The organism is Ilumatobacter sp., from assembly GCF_041688325.1.
GTDB lineage: Bacteria > Actinomycetota > Acidimicrobiia > Acidimicrobiales > Ilumatobacteraceae > Ilumatobacter_A.
On record NZ_JBDNIJ010000127.1, the window covers coordinates 1 to 19383 of the forward strand.

18 protein-coding genes are annotated in these 19383 nt (G+C 62.5%); 15 read left to right on the forward strand and 3 right to left on the reverse strand.

What is annotated here, in order from left to right:
• Positions 1-163 precede the first annotated feature (163 nt).
• Positions 164-832 (reverse strand): leucyl/phenylalanyl-tRNA--protein transferase, encoded by a 669-nt coding sequence (gene aat / locus ACH2EI_RS08455; protein ID WP_395155138.1) that lies wholly within the window; start codon positions 830-832, stop codon positions 164-166.
• 101 nt (positions 833-933) lie between these two features.
• Complete coding sequence (locus ACH2EI_RS08460; RefSeq protein ID WP_395159701.1) at positions 934-1785, reverse strand: 3-hydroxyacyl-CoA dehydrogenase family protein; 852 nt, start codon at positions 1783-1785, stop codon at positions 934-936.
• Positions 1786-2028: 243 nt separating this feature from the next.
• On the opposite strand from ACH2EI_RS08460, the gene mbhE reads away from it, so the two are divergent.
• From mbhE to ACH2EI_RS08530, 14 genes are all read left to right on the forward strand, one after another.
• The gene (gene mbhE, locus ACH2EI_RS08465; protein ID WP_395159703.1) at positions 2029-4518 is read left to right on the forward strand and encodes a hydrogen gas-evolving membrane-bound hydrogenase subunit E; all 2490 of its coding nucleotides are present in this window, start codon (positions 2029-2031) and stop codon (positions 4516-4518) included.
• The gene (locus ACH2EI_RS08470; RefSeq protein ID WP_395155141.1) at positions 4515-4988 is read left to right on the forward strand and encodes an MnhB domain-containing protein; all 474 of its coding nucleotides are present in this window, start codon (positions 4515-4517) and stop codon (positions 4986-4988) included. Before mbhE ends, ACH2EI_RS08470 begins: the two co-directional genes overlap by 4 nt.
• Positions 4985-5401 (forward strand): sodium:proton antiporter, encoded by a 417-nt coding sequence (locus tag ACH2EI_RS08475; RefSeq protein WP_395159705.1) that lies wholly within the window; start codon positions 4985-4987, stop codon positions 5399-5401. The genes ACH2EI_RS08470 and ACH2EI_RS08475 overlap by 4 nt, the downstream gene beginning before the upstream one ends.
• 14 nt (positions 5402-5415) lie before the next feature.
• Positions 5416-6990 (forward strand): Na+/H+ antiporter subunit D, encoded by a 1575-nt coding sequence (locus ACH2EI_RS08480; protein WP_395159729.1) that lies wholly within the window; start codon positions 5416-5418, stop codon positions 6988-6990.
• Positions 6987-7580: a Na+/H+ antiporter subunit E gene (locus tag ACH2EI_RS08485; protein WP_395155143.1), complete on the forward strand. Its 594-nt coding sequence runs from the start codon at positions 6987-6989 to the stop codon at positions 7578-7580. The genes ACH2EI_RS08480 and ACH2EI_RS08485 overlap by 4 nt, the downstream gene beginning before the upstream one ends.
• Positions 7577-7828 (forward strand): monovalent cation/H+ antiporter complex subunit F, encoded by a 252-nt coding sequence (locus tag ACH2EI_RS08490; protein WP_395155144.1) that lies wholly within the window; start codon positions 7577-7579, stop codon positions 7826-7828. Before ACH2EI_RS08485 ends, ACH2EI_RS08490 begins: the two co-directional genes overlap by 4 nt.
• The gene (gene mnhG / locus ACH2EI_RS08495) at positions 7828-8232 is read left to right on the forward strand and encodes a monovalent cation/H(+) antiporter subunit G (protein WP_395155145.1); all 405 of its coding nucleotides are present in this window, start codon (positions 7828-7830) and stop codon (positions 8230-8232) included. Before ACH2EI_RS08490 ends, mnhG begins: the two co-directional genes overlap by 1 nt.
• Positions 8225-8827, forward strand: coding sequence for a DNA-3-methyladenine glycosylase I (locus ACH2EI_RS08500; RefSeq protein WP_395155146.1), 603 nt, complete (start codon positions 8225-8227; stop codon positions 8825-8827). Before mnhG ends, ACH2EI_RS08500 begins: the two co-directional genes overlap by 8 nt.
• 208 nt (positions 8828-9035) lie before the next feature.
• Entirely contained in the window at positions 9036-10541 is a 1506-nt protein-coding gene (locus tag ACH2EI_RS08505) for an AMP-binding protein (RefSeq protein WP_395155147.1), read from the forward strand.
• 179 nt (positions 10542-10720) lie between these two features.
• Positions 10721-11425, forward strand: coding sequence for a redox-sensing transcriptional repressor Rex (locus ACH2EI_RS08510; protein WP_395155148.1), 705 nt, complete (start codon positions 10721-10723; stop codon positions 11423-11425).
• Positions 11426-11437: 12 nt separating this feature from the next.
• A complete protein-coding gene (locus ACH2EI_RS08515) occupies positions 11438-12703 on the forward strand; it encodes a glutamyl-tRNA reductase (RefSeq protein WP_395155149.1) in 1266 nt (421 codons plus the stop codon).
• A gap of 25 nt (positions 12704-12728) precedes the next feature.
• Positions 12729-13598: a hydroxymethylbilane synthase gene (hemC, locus tag ACH2EI_RS08520; RefSeq protein WP_395155150.1), complete on the forward strand. Its 870-nt coding sequence runs from the start codon at positions 12729-12731 to the stop codon at positions 13596-13598.
• A 2-nt stretch (positions 13599-13600) separates the two neighbouring features.
• Positions 13601-14350: a uroporphyrinogen-III synthase gene (locus ACH2EI_RS08525; protein ID WP_395155151.1), complete on the forward strand. Its 750-nt coding sequence runs from the start codon at positions 13601-13603 to the stop codon at positions 14348-14350.
• A gap of 94 nt (positions 14351-14444) precedes the next feature.
• Entirely contained in the window at positions 14445-16928 is a 2484-nt protein-coding gene (locus ACH2EI_RS08530; protein WP_395159707.1) for a choice-of-anchor D domain-containing protein, read from the forward strand.
• A 23-nt stretch (positions 16929-16951) separates the two neighbouring features.
• Here the strand turns inward: ACH2EI_RS08530 and ACH2EI_RS08535 are convergent, their stop codons facing one another.
• Positions 16952-18187, reverse strand: coding sequence for a hypothetical protein (locus ACH2EI_RS08535; protein WP_395155153.1), 1236 nt, complete (start codon positions 18185-18187; stop codon positions 16952-16954).
• A gap of 173 nt (positions 18188-18360) precedes the next feature.
• Here ACH2EI_RS08535 and hemB point away from each other — a divergent pair, with 173 nt between their 5' ends.
• Positions 18361-19335, forward strand: coding sequence for a porphobilinogen synthase (gene hemB / locus ACH2EI_RS08540; RefSeq protein ID WP_395155154.1), 975 nt, complete (start codon positions 18361-18363; stop codon positions 19333-19335).
• The last annotated feature ends 48 nt before the right edge of the window (positions 19336-19383 follow it).

The following is a 19383-nucleotide window of genomic DNA, read 5'->3' on the forward strand; positions in this document are numbered from 1 at the left end:
GGCGGGAACCGCGTCGGTCGGATGGCGGATCTGATCGGTGCCGGATAGGACGCAGCGGAGTGGACACCTCAGGGTGATCCCTCCGCTGCGTTCGTTTTCGCTCGGTTGCTCAATCGAGAGCGGTTGCTCAATCGAGAGCGGTTGCTCAATCGAGAGCGGTTGCTCAATCGAGAGCGGCAGCAAGCAAACGGAGATATTCGAGTCGACTCACTTCGTGGCCGCCGAGCGATGCGAGGTGATCGGTCAACCACTGCGTGTCCAGCAGTGTTGCTCCCGAGTCGTTCAGCCGGTCGACGAGATGGACGAGTGCCACTTTTGATGCGTCGGTGGTGTCATGGAACATTGATTCGCCCGCGAAGAGGTTGTTAATCCGCACGCCATAGAGACCGCCGACGAGTTTGCCGTCGAGATAGGTCTCGTACGACTGCGCCCATCCGAGGTCGAAGAGCTGTTCGTAGGCGTCGAGAAACTCGGTCGTGATCCAGCGGCCGGTGCGGTCAGGGTCGGCGCATCGCTCCATCACGCCTCGGAAATCAGTGTCGACGCGCACCTCGTACCGTTGGATGCTTTTTCGTAAGGACTTGGAGATTCTGAGGCCGTCGAGTGGGATCAGGCCCCGAGGGTCGGGCGAGTACCAGGCGACCTTGCTGCGTCGCTTGCCTGGGTCGACCGGCATCGGGAACATTCCGGCTCGGTACGCCGCAAGCAGCGTGCCCGGCTCAAGGTCCGCGCCGAGCGCAACGAGATCAGTACCGGCAGGGGTGACGAGCGGGTCGGGGAGGACGAAACGCGTCGACGGGGGTTCTCGTCGCGGTTGCCGGCCCGTGCTCATTCTCGAACTGTGTCATCGACATTGACAAAATACGAGGATTGCCGTGAGAAAGTTTTTGAAATCTCATGCAGCTCGGGCGGGCGTCGCGACCCGCTGTCAGTTCAGTACGTGCGGAAGCCGTGCTTGCTCTTGCGCCCGAGGTGGCCGGCGGCCACCATTCGGCGCAGCAGCGGAACCGCTGCGTAGTTCGCATCGCTGAACTCTGCGTGCAGCGCATCGAGAATCGACACGGAAGTGTCGAGACCGACGAGGTCGAGCAACGCAAAGGGGCCCATCGGGAAGTTGCAGCCGCCCATCATCGCGGCATCGATGTCGTCCATCGAGGCGGTGCCGTTCTCCAGCATCCGAACGGCGTTGTTGAGGTACGGAAACAGCAGTGCGTTCACGATGAAGCCGGCACGGTCTTCGACGTGGACGGCCGTCTTGCCGCAGGCCTCGACGAAGCTGGCTGCAGCAGCGATGGTCTCGTCGCTCGCCGTGAGCGGGCGGATGATCTCGACCAGGGACATCGCCGGGGCCGGGTTGAAGAAGTGGATACCGCACACTTGGCTCGGTCGTTGCGTCATCATTGCCAGCTCGACCACGGGGAGGGTCGACGTGTTGGTGGCGAGGATGCCCTCGGGCTTGACGACCTGCTCGAGTTCGGCGAACAGCGCTCGCTTCACTTCGAGATCCTCGACAACGCTCTCGATGACGAGATCGCAGTCGGCGAGCTGTCCGAGGTGGTCAGTCACCGAGATGCGGCCGAGAATCGCTTGGCGTTCTTCCTCGGTCATGCGTTCCTTGGCGACGTGGCGGGCGAGGCCGGAGCTCACCTTCTCCAGAACGGCATCAGCGCCTGCTTGGGTGCGCGACCGGACGACTACCTCGAGGCCGGCCCGGGCCACCACCTCAGCCAAGCCAGATCCCATGATTCCGGAACCGAGGACGCCAACCTTGTTGATACTTGTCATCTTCGGAGAATAGTTACCGGCGGGTAACTCTGAACAAATCCGCACACGATGACCAATCAGATGCACAGTTCGCGAGCAGGTGCGACGCACGTTCTTCGACCGCACCGCATGAAACTCGGGACGGTTTGAGGCGGAATTCACCGCGTTCTGTCCCGAGATTGCATGGCGTTGCGGCGTGATGTCGCCCAAGTCGACGTTGACGGAATAACGTCGGCTCGTTCGCCTCTCGCGTCTTCTGCATTCATGTTCGCCTTACTCGTCCTCCACCTTGTCATGGGCATTGCCATCGTTGCCGCTGGACGGCAGCTGGGGCGCCAGGCATTCGCCGTGGCTGCGGTTGCCCCGTTGACCACGGTTATCTGGGCAATCACACAGGCTGGCGGTGTGCTCGACGGCGAACCGGTCACCGAGTCCTTCAGCTGGGTCGACGGTCTTGGGATCAGCCTCGACCTGCGGCTCGACGCCTTTGCCCTGGCAATGGTCGCCGTGGTGTCCGGCATCGGATTTTTGATCTGCTTGTATGCGCTCAGCTACTTCAAGCCGCACGATCCGACGACGCCGGTCAAGTCGAATGTTGGCCGCCTGGCCGGAACGATGACGATCTTCGCCGGTGCAATGCTCGGCGTGGTCTTGTCCGACCATCTCATCGCGCTCTTCATTGCCTGGGAGTTGACGTCGATCACCTCGTATCTCCTGATCGGCAACGACGATACGAATCCGAGGGCACGCGCGGCTGCACTGCAGGCAATCCTCATCACCGGTATGGGCGGCCTCGTCCTGCTCGCTGGGCTGACCATTGTCGGGCAGGCAGCTGGTACGTATCGCCTGTCGGAGATCATCGAGAACGCCCCGACCACGGGTTCCAGCACGGCGCTCAACGCCGGCCTGATCTGCGTGCTGATTGGTGCCTTCACCAAGTCAGCGCAGGCTCCTTTCAGCAGTTGGCTGCCGGGCGCGATGGTCGCGCCGACGCCGGTCAGCGCCTACCTGCATTCCGCGACCATGGTGAAGGCCGGCGTCTACCTCGTTGCCCGCATGGCGCCGATGTTCGCGACCGAAGGGAACTGGCGGGTTGTCCTCCTCACGGTCGGCGCCGCGACGATGCTGATCGGCGGCCTCCGTGCGCTTCGTCAGCACGACCTGAAGCTGCTGCTCGCCTATGGCACAGTGAGCCAGCTCGGTTTCATGATGCTGCTGTTCGGCACCGGTGATGACCACATCGCACAGGCTGGTGTGGTGCTGTTGCTGGCCCACGGAGCGTTCAAGGCGGCGCTGTTCATGGTCGTCGGCATCGTCGACCACGAAGTTGGCACCCGCGACATCCGTCGCCTCACGGGCTTCGGCAGGGGCTGGCGACCGACGCTTGTCGCCGGAGTTGTCGGCGCAGCCTCGATGGCAGGGCTTCCGCCGCTGTTTGGATTCATCTCAAAGGAAAAGGCGCTCGACGGCTACATCGAGCACGGTGATTTCATCGGCTCGACGGTGGTCCTCGTTGTCATCGTCGTTGCATCGATCCTGACGTTTGCCTATTCGGCCCGGTTTGTTCTCGGCTTGTTCGGTGTGTTTGCTGATTCCGAGTTCGAAGCCAGCTGCGACGATGCCGTCGACTCCCACACGGCCCACGCACCGTCGTTGCAGTTCGTTGGCCCGGCGCTCTTCCTCAGCGCGTTCACCCTTGCAGCGGGCTGTGCGCCGGTCATCGTCGATCGGTTGGTCGAAATGGCCACTCTTGCACTGCATCCAGACGCCGAACCGAAGCCTGTGCACCTCTGGAACGGTTTCAACACAGCGTTCATGCTGTCGCTGGTGGTCATCGGGACCGGTACTGCGCTCACCGTGTTCCGGTCGCGCGTCGCAGCGACGCAGAGCGTGACGTCGAAAGCAATCCGGCTCGTTCCGAGCAGCGAGCAGTCGTTCAACTTCTTGCTGCGTGGCGTCGGTGTCGTTGCACGTCGAGTGACGGGGTTGTTCCAGAACGGGTCGCTCCCGATCTACGTGGCGGTCATCATGATGGTGGTGACCGGTGTCCCGCTGATCGCCTTCGCCCAGGAGTGGACGGGGTTCGGCGATGTGATCGAAACACCGGTCCACGTCGTGCTTGTCGCCATGATCATTGTTGCTGCCCTCGGTGCATCGATCGTCCGTCGGCGTATCGCTGCAGCGCTGATGCTCGGTGCGGTGGGCTACGCGATGGCCGGTTTGTACGTCGTGCAGGGTGCTCCTGACCTCGCGCTCACGCAGTTTGCGATCGAGACGCTCAGCACCGTGTTGTTTGTACTCGTGTTGCGCTACCTCCCATCGACCTGGACGCATCGGGCCCCGGCCATTGCTGCACCGATGCGGATCGGTGTGTCGGTGTTCGTCGGTGTGTCGGTGTTTGTGTTCGCCCTGGTTGCCAGTGGTGCTCGGAGCGACGTGTCCGGCCCACAGCAGTCCGAGATGATGGTCGAGAACTCGCTGACCAAGGGCAAGGGTTCGAACGTCGTCAACGTGATCCTTGTCGACTTCCGCGGCTGGGACACGATGGGGGAGATCACAGTTTTGCTCGTCGCAGCAGTCGGTGCTGTGAGCCTGGCTCGCGGCGGCCGCCGTCGCGACGAGCTGGGTCCGACGTTCGAAGAGATCTTCGATTTCGAGCCGGACGGGGCGGACGGGGCGGTCGGCGACTCCGAGAGTCCCGCCTCTTCGTTGATGAGCGCGGCTGCGCGTCGCGACGAGGAGGGCCACGCATGAGCGCTCCTGTTGGCGCTCCACCGCGCTCCATGATCCTCGACCAGTCGATCAAGGTCCTGTATCACTCGATCCTCGTGCTCGCGCTCTACTTCGAGTTCGCCGGCCACAACCTGCCCGGCGGCGGGTTCGTCGGGGGCCTGATGGCAGGCGCCGCTGTGTCGCTGCGGTACGTGTCGGGTGGTGCCGAGGCCGTTCGGACGACGTTCCGCGCACCGTCGCACGTGATCTTGGGTGTCGGTCTCTTCTTGTCGTCGGCCACGGCGCTCGTACCAGTGCTGCTCGGCGGTGCTGTCCTCGAGCACGCCGAATACGAAACCAAACTCCCGATCTTTGGCAAGGTCAAAGTCGTCAGTGCGTTGTCGTTCGACGCCGGTGTTTTCCTCGTGGTTGTCGGCCTCGTGCTGATGGCCTTTGCGGCGTTCGGCGACGATCGCGTCCCGACCGAAACCGACGACGAGGCAACGCAATGAGTGTCTTGCTCGCATTCGCTGCCGCCATGTTGTTCGGCACGGGCACGTGGCTACTGCTGCAGCGTCGGTTGTCGCGCATCATCATCGGCGTCGGCCTCATCGGTCACGGCTCCAACATTCTGCTACTCACCTCGGGCGGCGGGCGCGGGTTACCACCAATCATCGGGTCGGCTGACCCGACCGACTTTGCCGATCCGCTCCCGCAGGCGCTCGCGCTGACCTCGATCGTCATCACGTTCGGCGTCACGGCGTTTCTGTTCGCTGTTGGTTACCGCAGCTGGAAGCTCACCAATGACGACATCGTGGAAGACGACGTCGAAGATCGCTACATCGCTCGCCGGGCCGTTGACGCGGAAGTTGCTGAAGGTGAAGCGGCCGAGCGCGAACGGGCGATCGAAGAGGATCGGGTATGAGTGCGCTGACATCTATGGGATTCCTCGCGGCCGATGTGACCGCTCCAGGGAGCGGCAGCTTCGACGCGCTGATTCCCCTGCCGGTGATCCTGCCGCTGCTCGCTGCCGCGCTGAGCGTCGTCTTCGCGCGCCTCCGCAACGTGCAGCGTGTGATCAGTGTCGTCGCATTACTCGGCCTGGTCGCGAACAACATCCTCTTGCTGACTCGCGTCGATGCGGCGACCGGTGACGCCATTGGCGGCATTGCTGTGTCGCAGGCTGGAGGTTGGGTCGCGCCACTCGGCATCTCGCTCGTCGTCGATCGCCTGGCGGCGATGATGCTGCTGGTGTCATCGCTGATGCTGGTGTCGGTACTCGTCTACGCGATCGGCCAGCACGCCGAAGAGCGGCGGTTCGCGGCGTTCCACCCCGTCTACCTCGTGCTCGCCGCTGGTGTGTCGGCGAGCTTCATCACCGGCGACCTGTTCAACCTGTTCGTTGCCTTCGAGATGATGCTGGTTTCGAGCTACGTGCTCCTCACCCTCGGTGGACGTGCCGGGCAGGTGCGATCGGGTATGTCGTATGTGGTGATCAGCCTGATCGCCTCGACGTTCTTCATTACGGCGCTCGCACTGCTCTACTCGGCAACTGGCACCGTCAACATGGCCGAACTTGCCGAACGGATGCCGGAACTCGGCAGTGGGGTACGCGTCGGATTTTCGTTGCTGCTGATCGCCGTCTTCGGGATCAAGGCGGGCATCTTCCCACTGTTCTTCTGGCTGCCCGACAGCTATCCCACCGCTCCGAATGCGGTCACGGCGATCTTTGCGGGGCTCCTCACCAAGGTCGGCGTCTACGCCATTATCCGCACCCAGTTGCTGATCTTCCCGACCGATGCGCAGCAGGGCACGCTCCTCCTTGTGGTCGCCAGCTGCACGATGCTCGTCGGCGTGCTCGGTGCGCTCTCGCATGACGACCTTCAGCGCATCCTGTCGTTCCATATCATCAGCCACATCGGCTACATGATCATGGGCCTCGCCCTCTTCACTCTGGCAGGCATTGCCGGTGCCGTCTTTTATGTCATTCACCACATCGTCGTCAAGACGGCGCTGTTCTTGGTTGCCGGGCTGGTCGAGCGCAAGGCCGGGTCGGATCGGTTGTCTCGAGTCGGCGGCCTTGTTCGAAGCGCGCCGATGATCGCGATCCTCTTCGCGCTGCCCGCTCTGAGCATCGCGGGTATCCCACCGTTCTCCGGGTTCGTCGCGAAGTTCGCCATTGTCAGTGCAGGCATCGAGGCACAGCAGTGGGGCATCGTCGTCGTCAGTCTCACCGTCAGCCTGCTCACGATGTATGTGATGGGTCGCATCTGGTCGAACGTGTTCTGGGGCCAACCCGAAGTCGGTGAGATCGCCGCCCGTCTCGAGCCGGGCGTGACGAAGGTGCCGATGCTGATGACTGCATCGACGGTTGTCGTCGTCGGACTCTCGGTGGCGCTGCTGGTGTTCGCGGGCCCGTTGTACGACCTCGCCGAACGGGCGGCTGCTGACCTGCTGAACCCCCAGGTGTACATCGACGCCGTCCTCGGCTCGCACAGTGAGGCTGGCGGATGAACAAGTTTTTCCGACTCCCCACCCTGCTCATTTGGCTGACATCGCTGTGGGTGGCGTTGTGGGCCGACCTCACTGTGGGCAATGTGCTCGGGGGTCTGATCGTGGCGCTCGTCGTCGTCGGCGTGGCGCGGCCAACCGGAGTGACCGGGCTTGAACGCACGAACTTTCGGCCCATCTCGGCGCTGGTCTACGCCGGCTACTTCTTGTGGCAGCTCGTCAAGTCGAACCTTGTTGTTGCGTGGGAGATCATCACGCCGGGCCTCAAAATCAACCGGGCGATCCTCGCGGTGCCGATGCACACCACGTCTGCTGGAGTCGTGACCCTCATTGCCAACTCAGTCACGCTGACCCCTGGCACCGTGACCGTCTACGTTGCCGAAAAACCGTCGAGCGATGGTGGCTCTGTCGAACGCACCCTGTTCGTCCACGTCCTGCACTTCCTCGACGTCGAGTCGGTCAGACGCGATGTACTGCAGCTCGAACGACTGGCGATCAAGGCGTTCGGTCATCGCAACGAACTCCCGCTCGTCGATGCAGCACTCAACTCAGCCAGTAAGCCAACGCCCGACGGAAAGAACGTCACCTCATGATCGTCACCGCCATCGTGCTCCTCGCCGTTGCGGGAGGGTGTTTTCTTTACCGGGTGCTTCGCGGCCCTTCGATCCCTGACCGCGTGGTCGCGCTCGACGGTGTGCTGTCGGTTGTGGTGAGCGGCATCATCGTCGCGGCAGCCAAGGCGAACAGCGACATCACGTTGGCAACGGTGCTCGTCGTCTCGCTGGTGGGGTTCGTCGGCACGGTCGCCCTCGGCCGGTTTGTCGAGCGGAGGGGCGGCTGATGAACGTCGTCGCAGGCATCTTCCTCATCGTCGGATCGCTGCTCACCATGATTGGTGGCATCGGCGTGGTCCGGTTCAGCGACCTCATGTCGCGCGTCCATGCTGCGGCGAAGGCTCCGACGCTCGGTTTGTTGCTCGTGGCGATTGGTGCCGCTATCGAGATCGGCTCCGGCAAAGCGGTGGTCACCCTGCTGCTCGTCGTGGTGTTACAACTCCTCACCTCGCCGGTTGCGACCCATGTGTTGGCACGTGCGTCGTACGGCCAGGTCGACATCGAACTCGATGGAGGCGATGATTTGGCACAGCACTTTGCCGAACAGCGGGCGGAAGAAGCAGCAGCGAAACGGGTCGAAAAGGGTGCTGATCAGGGTGCTGAGCCGCGACGCGATCAGGGCGATGTCTGAACCAGTCAGGTGCGACTGGCCGACAGCCAGCGAGACCTACCTCGAGTATCACGATCACGAGTGGGGTCGCCCGACCATCCGCGAACATCTGCTGTTCGAAAAGATCTGTCTCGAGGGTTTCCAATCAGGGTTGAGCTGGCTCACGATCCTGATGAAACGTCCTCGGTTCCGTGAGGTGTTTGCGGACTTCGACTATCGGGCCGTCGCCGAATTCGGTTCTGACGACATCGAACGACTGCTGCAGGATGCTGGCATCATCCGCCACCGAGGCAAGATCGAAGCGACGATCAACAATGCCCAGAGGGCAATCGAGCTGGTCGAGACCGAAGGGTCACTCGTCAACTGGGTCTGGGAGTGGGCCGTGGCCGAACCGGAACGGACCGACGAGGGTGGTATCCCCGCACAGACCGTTCGCTCGGTTGCGCTGGCCAAAGAGTTGAAGCGCCGCGGTTGGAAGTTTTTTGGGCCGACGACGGCCTATGCGTTCATGCAATCCGAAGCGCTGACGAACGATCACGATGCCAACTGCTTCGTTTACCAGGCGTGCCAAGACGAACGGCAGGCCTTCCTTGCTGGGCGCACGTTACGGCCGTGAGCCACCCAGGTTCGATACGATCCTCGCATGCGGCCAGCGACCACTCTTGCGCTCGGACTTATCCTCTTTGTGATCCTGCTTGCCGGGATCATCTCACTGGTTCGTCTCTGAGCATGCCGAAGGTGCGCACGACCATGCTGGATGTGACTGCGTCGAGGATGATGCGCTGTCAAGAAATCAATGCATATCGACTCTTGGGAATTCTCACTTGAATCTTGCGCACATCCTCGAACCCCACGACGCCGATTCGATTGCTCTCATCAGCCGCGGGCGTGAAACGACATACGGCGAACTGCGCAGCCAGATCGATCGTCTGCGCGGCGGGCTCGCGTCAGTAGGGGTCACCGCAGGTGACCGCGTCGCACTGCTCTGCTCGAACAGCCGGCACTTCGTCATCACCTACTTCGCCACGGTCGGCCTCGGCGCGATCGCCGTACCGCTCAACCCGTTAAGCCCTGCTCCTGCGCTAGAAAAAGAGATCGCCAGCGTCGGTGCCAAGGTGGTCGTGGTCGAGAAGGTGAGCGCTGCAACGTGGTCGAATGTCGACCGGTCGTTGGTCCCAACCGTCGAAACCGTGCTGAGTACTGATGGCGAGAACGCACCGGCGGGTGCCCGTTCGATCGACGAGCTCCTTGACGCCGATGCCGTCGACATTGTTGACGTCGGTAACGCAGCGACAGCCGTACTGATTTTTACGAGTGGTACGGCGGGTCTGCCCCGCGCCGCGATGCTGACGCACGACAACGTGTTGACGAACATCGCGCAGAGCCGGGCGACCGGCATTCTCAACAGCGACGACTTGATCTGGAGCGTGCTTCCGCTGTTCCACATTTTCGGCCTCAATATCGTGATGGCCACCGGGCTGGGCATCGGTGCGACCGTCATGCTCGTCCAGCGTTTTGACCCGCATAGCGCTGCAGAATCGATCAAAACTCGTCGTGCGACCGTCGTGCCTGGGGCGCCTGCGATGTGGGCGGCCTTCACGCACTTCGACGAGTTGCCTGCTGACAGTTTCAGGACCGTTCGCGTCGCGCTGTCGGGCGCCTCGAAGCTCCCGGTGCCGGTCTTCACTGCCATGCGTGACCGATTCGGCGTCGAGATTGCCGAGGGGTACGGGCTGACCGAAACCTCTGCGACAGTGACCACCTCGCTTGGCGCACCTATCCGCCCCGGCTCGGTTGGTCGCGCGTTCGACGGTGTTGAAATTCGGCTGGTCAGCGGAGACCACGATGTCCTCGTTGGCGATGTCGGCGAGATCTGGGTGCGCGGCGCGAACGTGTTCCCCGGGTACTTCAACGATCCGACCGCCACAGCTGCCGTGCTCACCGAAGATGGATGGCTCAAAACCGGCGACATGGGGATAGCCGACGATGATGGGTACATGTTCATCGTCGACCGAGCGAAAGACCTCGTCATCGTGTCCGGGTTCAACGTCTATCCGGCCGAGGTTGAAGAGGTACTCGCGACGCATCCCGAGGTCGCCGAAGTCGGAGTCCTCGGCGTACCGCACCCGCATACCGGCGAGGCCGTGAAGGCATTCGTCGTCCTGACGCCGGGCTCGGACGTCGATGAAGAGACGTTGATCGAATACAGCCTCGACCGACTTGCTCGATATAAATGTCCGTCGAAAATAATGTTCGTCGAGGAGTTGCCCCGCAACCCCACCGGCAAGCTACTTCGCCGCCGTCTTGACGACACGCTCTCGGTCTCCTGACCTCACAGCGCTCCACGACCTATCGCCGCCCGGTTTTGTGTGAGCGATTGCGGCGTCCGACGCCGTTCCAGCTCACACAAACGTGGACTGTGCGTGAAATCTCTCCGTGACGAACCTCACAGTGCGACCTGGCGGACGTCTTGTGAAAACGTGCACAAACGTTCTAGCGTGGCAAGTGCATGGCTGGTCAGCAAACTCGACGCCGAATTCCGGAGGCAACTGTCGCCCGTCTTCCGGTGTACCTGCGCATCCTCAGTGAGCAGTTCGACATCGACGTCACGAAAATTTCGTCCGAAGAACTCGCCGAACTGGCTGGCGTCAATGCTGCCAAGGTGCGCAAAGACCTGAGCTACCTCGGTAGCTATGGCACTCGGGGTGTCGGCTACGAGGTCGAATTTCTTGTGTACCAGATCCGTCGCGAGCTCGGACTCACCCACGATTGGCCTGTCGTCATCGTTGGTGCTGGCAACATGGGCCAGGCGTTGGCCGGTTACAACGGATTCGGCGATCGTGGATTCACGGTCGGCGGAATTGTCGATATCGACGAAGCCAAGGTCGGTGCGGTCGTTGGTGGCGTTCGTGTCCGACACCTGTCGGAACTCACGCAGGTCGTCGTAGCGCGGAACATCTCGATCGGCGTCATCGCGACACCGGGGCTCGCCGCTCAAGACGCAGCCGATGCGTTGGTGGCTGCGGGTGTCACGAGCATCTTGAACTTCGCTCCGACAGTGATCAATGTGCCGCACGGCATCAGCGTTGGCAAGGTCGATCTCGCTGTCGAGCTGCAGATCTTGGCGTATCACGAACAACGTCGGATTAACGCGGCAAAAGGTTCTTCATTGGTTTCGGTTCCGGGCGAGTCACGCCGAGGCGCCAGCGCCTAGGGTTATCAAAAGATGTCCATTCTCGTCATCGGTGTCAATCACCGCACCAGCCCTCTGGCTCTGCTGGAACGCTTGACGCTCGCGCCCGAGAGCTTGGGCAAGGCTGTTTCGGGGCTTGCGCAACGCGACAACATACGTGAGGCCGTCGTCCTCTCCACATGCAACCGCACCGAGGTGTATGTCGTCACCGAGCTGTTTCACGGCGCGTATGGTGATGTCCGAGATTTTCTGTGCGAGATCAGCGACCTCTCGGTCGACGAGCTCACCCCGCACCTCTACAGCCAGCATGACAGTGCTGCCGTGAGCCATCTTTTCGAGGTTGCGGCTGGCCTTGATTCTGCAGTGCTCGGCGAGAGTGAGATCCTCGGTCAGGTGAAAACTGCATGGGAAGTCGCACAGTTCGAAGGTGCAGCTCGATCGAGCCTCAACCTACTTTTCCGCTCGGCGGTTGAAACTGGCAAGCGTGCTCGCAGCGAAACCACGATCAGTCGCGGGACCGCATCGATTAGCCATGCCGCTGTCGAGATGGCGACCGATGTGGTGGGCGAACTCGTCGGCAAGCGAGTTGTTGTCATCGGCGCCGGTTCCATGGGCGAAGGTGTTGCTGTCGCTCTCCACAAAGCCGGCGGCTCCGAGATCCTCGTCGTCAACCGCTCACCTGAACGCGGTGCGTCGCTCGCAACTCGAGTCAACGGTCGCACCGTCGGTATGGATCAGCTCGCTGACGCCGTTGCGACTGCCGATGTGATTGTGGCAAGCACTGGCTCGAGCCAGCCGATCATTACTGCCGAACTGGTCCGCAACGCTCGGCTCGATGGCCGGGCCGACCAACCGTTGCACATCTTCGACATTGCACTACCGCGCGACGTCGAGGTGGGCGTCACCGATCTTGCGGGCGTCACGGTGTTCAACCTCGATGACCTGCGCGACTGGGCCGATCGGGGTCTGGCTCACCGAGCCACCGAAGCAGATCGTGTGCGAGCGATTGTGCTCGAAGAGGTCGACTCGTTCGCCGTCGAATCGACAGCTCGCCAGGCCGCTCCGCTTGTTGCGTCGATGCGAGAAGCTGCCGATCGGGTCCGTGCCGGTGAATTGGCACGCTTTTCCTCGAAGCTCGATGCACTCGGCGAGAAAGAACGTCAAACGGTCGAGTCGATCACCAAGGCCATCGTGGCCAAGCTGTTGCACGAGCCGTCGGTCAGGCTCAAGGCGCAGGCAGGCACCCCGCAGGGGGACCGCAACGCTGCAGCTGTTCGCGACCTTTTTGACTTGACCTGACTCGCTCAATCGCCAGAATCGCTCGATGACCACAGCACTTCGTATCGCTACCCGTGGCTCGCGTCAGGCTTGGGCCCAGGCCACTGCCGTTGCCGACTCGCTCGCTCTCGCGACCGGTCGTGTCGTCGAACTTGTCGAGATCAACACCACAGGTGACATCCAGTCCGAGGTCCCCCTGCATAGCATTGGTGGCCAGGGCGTCTTTGTGAAAGAAGTCCAGCGCGCTGTGCTCGATGGGCGCGCCGACATCGCTGCGCATTCCGCCAAGGATCTCACCTCGGGTGCCGCCGATGGGCTGCTGCTCGCTGCATTCGCTGAGCGTCGTGATGCTCGCGATGCGCTGATTGGATCCACCCTCGACGACCTGCTCGAGGGAGCGACCGTTGCGTCTGGCTCGGTTCGGCGTCGTGCTCAGATCCGTCGTATCCGCCCCGACCTTGAGTTCGCCGAGTTGCGGGGCAACATCGATACGCGGCTCTCCAAGATTCCTGAAGGCGGTGCCATCGTCATGGCGGTTGCCGCCTTGCAGATCCTCGAGATGACCGATCGAATCACCGAGGTGCTCTCGATCGATGAGTTCGTCCCCGCAATCGGCCAAGGATGCGTTGCCATTGAATGCCGATTGGGTGACTCAGCGACCATCGAGGCGCTTGCCGCAATCGATCATGCTTCGACTCGCCACGACGTTGAAGTCGAGCGGGCCTTCCTCGCCGAACTGGGGTCGGGCTGTTCGCTTCCGGTGGGCGGGCATGTGGTCAACGGTGTGCTCCACACGTTCCTCGCTAATCTGGCGACGGGCTTGTCGATCGGTGACCAAGTTGCGTTGGCTGGTGATGCGGGTGACATCGAGACGGCTCGCAACGCAGCTCGTTCTGCCCACGACGCACTGAACTGACCGTGTCGAGCGGCGCTGACACTCTCGGTCCGCTCGCCGGTCGGCGTGTGCTCATCACTCGTGCTCGGCCCGGTGAGCTCGGGCGGTTGCTTGGCGAACGTGGCGCCGATGTTGTTCATGTCCCGCTCATCGAGACGACGGACCCTGCCGATGGGGGAGTTGCGCTCGCTGCGGCGCTCGGCAACCTCTCCGACCACGACTGGCTGATCGTCACGTCAGCTGTGGGCGCCGAGCGTGTCGGCGACGCAGCGAAACAGCACCCTGGCGTGGCGCTGGCCGCGGTCGGCACCACCACGGCCCGCGTGCTCGCCGACCTGGCTGGTCGACCGATCGATGTGGTTCCTGACCGCCAGATCGCTGTCGAGCTGGCTGCAGCGCTGAATGTCCGGCTGCGAGGAGAGTACGTCCACATTCTGCTGGCGCAAGCTGACCGTGCACCCGACACGCTGGCCGACCTGCTTCGTTCCGCGGGCCACGACGTCACGGTGGTGACCGCATACTCGACGCAGCTCAGAGTTCCGGATCCATCGCAACTCCACGACATCGACGCACTTGTGCTCGCCAGCGGGTCGGCCGCCACCAGTTGGGTTGCGGCCTTCGGAACCGACGCTCCTCCCGTTGTCGTGGCGATCGGGCCAACGACTGCCCAAGTTGCTCGTGAACTCGGCCTCAAGGTCAGTGCCATCGCTGCCGACTACTCTCTGGCAGGCCTTGTCGACGCCGTGGAACGTCAATTCGTCCCTCCGGAGTGACGCGATGTAACGGACGCTGGCGAAAGCATGCAAGAATCCATCGCTGACCTGCGGCCGATACGGTCACTGGGCCAACAACAACATGAGGAGCATCGTGGCTGCACGAAGCCGAGGCCGAACTTGGGTCTCTGCGTCAGCATCTGCGCTTGCGGCAGGCTTGATCCTGAGTGCGGGCGCGGCAAGCGTTGCGGCGCGCCCGATCGTCATTCTCGAACAGGTCGAGTCGGCCCCGCCCGGTACTTCGGCGCAGCCGGTGGGTGACCAACTCGGTTCCCATGCGTCGATATCGGGTGATGGCAAGTACGTCGTCTATCAGGGCGTTCCAGAACAGTCGGTAACCGCCTCGGGCGAGACCCCTGAAGTGTCCTTCGACGAGCGAGAGTCGACGATCTACCTGAGCAATCGTGAAGATGGCTCGACGATTGAATTGACACCCGTGCCCGTTGGTCTGCGATCAGGCAACTCGATCAGCCCCATCATCTCTGGCGACGGCTGCAGCGTCGTGACGATTACCGAGATGGCGCTCGACGTCTTTCGCGACGATGACGCTGGCACACGCTGGGACGTCTACCGATCCGTGCTGCCGCATTGCGAGGGCGTCGTTGGCAACTGGGAACTCGTCTCCACACGCAACGACGGCAGCTCGCTCGCTCGTGACGACATCCGACCCGACTTCTCACCCACCGTGTCGCGCTCCGGCACGGCAATCGCCTTCGTACACCCCGACGAGCGTCTCTTCGGCGCCCCTGACGTCAACGCGATCACACTCATCGACTTGACAGTTCCGGCGAGCGACCCAGGCCGTGCCCAGATCGTTGCGGGCATGCCGATTGACCGTCCAAACACGGTCTTCGTCCACGTCGGTCTCGATCAGCCGGCTCTTTCAGGCGACGGCCGCTATCTCGCTTACCGCTCTGACGCCTCCTCGGCCGAAGCGGTGCCGGTGTGGGGCACGGGCCTGATTGATGGTGCCAGCGCCACCCAGCAGGTGTTTGTGTGGGACCGACTTGAACCCAACCCGTTCCGCCAAGTTCAGCTTGTTTCAGCGCTGCCGACGGGTGAGCCGACAACCGCAGGCGCCGGTGAGCCCGTCGTCTCCCGAACTGGCCGAGTGATCGCTTTTAGCTCAGGAGATCAGGGCCTTGTGCCGAGCGTCTTCCCGACCTGCACCGACGACTGTCCGACGCAGATCTTCCGTCTCGACCGCGATATCGATGCCGACAGCGTCTATGACGAACCGGGTGAGACCGCGCTCGAGATCGTCAGCGCCGAACCGATCACCGCAGAAGCGCCGACCCCGGTTGCAGGTCGTGCAGCGTCGTCGCAGCCGACCCTGAGCGCCGATGGCCAGTTGATTGCTTTCGTCTCGAAGGCTCCGAACCTCCAGCTGATCGACGCACCGGGCAGCGGTGCAGCCCTCGATGGTGACATCCTGGTTGCTGGCACCGGTGATATCAGCCTGCGCCGCATCACGGTGTCGACGGACGGCGTCCGCCCGACAATCGGTGCACACTCTCGTCCTGATCTCAGCGATTCCGGTCGGATCACCGTGTTTGACACTTTGGCCGCCGCACAGTTGATCGACGAAGGCGCAGCACCTGGCCGCCAGGTCGTCGCACTCTCTTCGCCGTCTCGTCTCGCACTCGCTGACGCCGACGTCGGCACGACCGTCGTCGGTCTCGAGAGCGCCGGTTGGTTTGTCTCGCTGGTCAATGAAGGTCCGTCGGCATTCGATCCGGCAACGGTGACGGTTGACGATCGCCGGTTCGCCATCAATCCGGACGAGAGCAGCTGTGTGATCGGCACGCTCGTCCCAGCCGGCGCTCGATGCAACGTAAGTTTTACGTTCACACCGACTTCGGAAGCTGCTGTGTCTGCAACGATCACGATTGCTGAGCAAGGCTTCGAAGCACTCTCGGTGTCGGCGTCCGTGTCTGGTTCGGGCGGCGATCCCACCCTCCAAATTTATCCCGGTGGCGGCGATTTTGGCGAAGTAGCCGTCGGCCAGTCGGCAATCGAATTCCTCTTCGACGTAAGCAACGTCGGTTTCGTGAGCTCCTCGGTGGAGCGAATCGAGATCGCCGGTGCACAAGCCTCGGAGTTCGCGGTGACCACGAACCAATGCGTTGATCGCCCTCTCAACCCGCGCGCCAACTGCGCCGTTGGGGTCACGTTCACGCCAAGCGAAGCTGGCCGGCGCACGATACTCATCGAAGTTTTCACGCCCCTGGGGCAGTCAACTTCAGTCATACTCGCTGGTGACGGCGTGTTCGAACCTCAGCTCGTCACCCTCGAGAACACAGTCCAGGCTGGCGAAGAATTTGTCCTCGGTGGTTCCGGCTACCCGGCCAACACCGAGTTGGTCGTCGTCTTTAATGATGACCCCGGCGACATGGTCCATGTCACGACCAACGATGGCGGTGGTTTCATTGCCTTTATTCCAGTGCAGCCGAATGCATCTGGGGGTGATCGTCTGGTCGTGGTCCAGCCACCGCATGGTGTCGCAGCCGTCGCCACGATCGAAGTGATCCAAGACGAACCGATGTACATCGGTGTGCCGGGCTTCGGCCTGGGCTGACCCCGGGCTGCAACCCGATTGGTTCAGGCGTCGTTGGCGGGGCGGATGATGCCGCCGATGTTGATTGCCGTGGTACACGATGACTTCGACGACTCGGCGCCGACGGCGTCGCAGCGCACCGAGAAGGTGATGTTGTCGCCGGGCTGCAGGCGGATCGGCGTAATTCGCGGCTCGAACAGCTGACCGCGAATGTTCGAGAGCGACCACTGATACGCAGTTTCGCCGTTGATCAGCAGCGTGGCAATCCCAGACTCGTTCAACGAGTTCTCGACCCGAATGTCGGTGAGGTCGAATGTCTCGCGATCTGGGATCGTCGACGAGGCATCGCCGGTTGCGGTGATCCCGGCATCGACGGCGAGTCGGATGAACGCTGGTTCGCCGATTTCTTCGGACATGGCCGGGAGGGTCGGTCCGGTGTCGTCGTCGGATGCTGTGGTCGTGACGGGCGTCGCGCTATCCGGATCGACGGGTGCGAGTTCAGCGATGCGGGCGTCAACGCGCTCGTTGACCGTGTCTTGCAGCTCTGGACGGACCACCCCGATCCAGGCTGCCGTCGCGGCGCCTACGACGGCGGCAACGGTGAGCGCGCGTACAATCGCCGACTCAGGAATTGTCTGCGGCTGGACGATCGACATCGAACCGATCGCCGGGTCGTGGCCCTGCTGTTCGGCTTCGACTTCAAAGTCGAGTGTCCGAGTGGCGCGACGGAACATGCCGCGCTTTGCTTTGGCCTTGAACCGAACGAGGCTGGCGCCGCCAGGAGCAATACCAACGGCTGGCGGGTCGAACGAGCCATCGACTCGGTTGCTCGGGTCGACGAGGCGGAGACGGCAGCTCGCGAGGCTGTTGCCGTGGTTCTCGACCATGAACTCGTAGTTTGCTCGACGGCGAGCACGTTGCATCGGCTGTAACGAGACGATGCGGCGGTCGTCGAAGGGCTGGATCGTCAGCACGATCTCGGCAACGACGGCGTCGTCGGGCTCGCCCAGCGGAATCACGCGCACGTTGATCACACTTGGGCCGGAGGAGGTCGTCGGGATGGCCGGTGGCAACACCATGACCTCGACAACGTCCTGAGACCCACCAAACAGCGTGATGTTGGCACGTTCGATCGTGGTCCAACTGGCACTCAGGCCAGCCGGAACGATCGTGTATGACTCGGTCGACTGGCCGAGATTGTGAATCGACAGTGGCAGGGTGAGGCGTTCACCAGGCACAGCCGCCATGTCGTCGCTGGAGAACCACGTCTGCACTGACACGGTAATTGACGTTACTGGTTGACCATTCACCGTGTCTGGCACCCACGCTCACTTCGCCGCCAGTCACACCCCCCGTCTCCCAAAATGGAGACCATCACACCACGCGTGCGCGTTGAATTGGTCCCCATTTTGGGAGATGGGGGGTGTCGGAGTGTGTCTCGTAGGCTGGGCGGGTGCCTGTGATCCGTCCTCGTCGACTTCGCCGGACCGCAGCGATGCGCGATCTGTTGGCCGAGACGCATGTCCGGACCGATGATCTGATTGCGCCGCTGTTCGTGCGAGAGGGGATCTCTGAACCGCAGCCGATCCAATCACTGAAAGGTGTGATGCAGCACACTCGTGACTCGCTTCGCGCTGAAGTAGTCGAACTGGCTGCGCTCGGTGTGAAGTCGGTCATCCTGTTCGGGGTCCCCGCTGAGAAGGATGCGGTCGGCAGCGGCGCCTACGACCCAGGTGGCATCGTGCAGTTGGCACTCGCTGACCTGCGCAGCGAAGTCGGTGACGACATGGTCGTGATGACCGACCTCTGCGTCGACGAATACACCAGCCACGGGCACTGCGGCATTGTCGACGAGCACGGTGTGGTCGACAACGACAAGACCCTCGACCTGTACGTCGCTGCAGCGCTTGCCCAGGCGCGTGCGGGTTCGCACGTTGTGGCGCCCAGCGGAATGATGGACGGCCAAGTGGCTGCGATTCGCTCAGGGCTCGATGCCGAGAACTTCACCGACGTTGCAATCCTCGCCTACGCCGCCAAGTACGCCAGCGGGCTGTACGGGCCGTTCCGCGACGCTGTCGGCGTCGAGATTGCCGACGGCGGCGACCGCAGGGGCTACCAGCAGGACTACCGCAACATCCGTGAAGCGCAGCGCGAAGTCGACCTCGACATTGCTGAAGGTGCCGACATCGTGATGATCAAGCCTGCGCTGTCGTACCTCGACATCATTGCCGACACAGCAGCGCGCGTCGACGTGCCCGTGGCGGCATATCACGTCAGTGGTGAATACGCGATGATCCATGCCGCTGCTGACAATGGCTGGATCGACGGCGACGCGGTTGCGCTGGAGCAACTCACGGCGATCAAGCGCGCCGGAGCAAACATCATCCTCACCTACTTCACCCGCTGGTTCGCTGAGAACCACCGCTAACGCCGACCGGTCACACTGTGCCTGGCACAGAGTGACCGCAGGAACGGA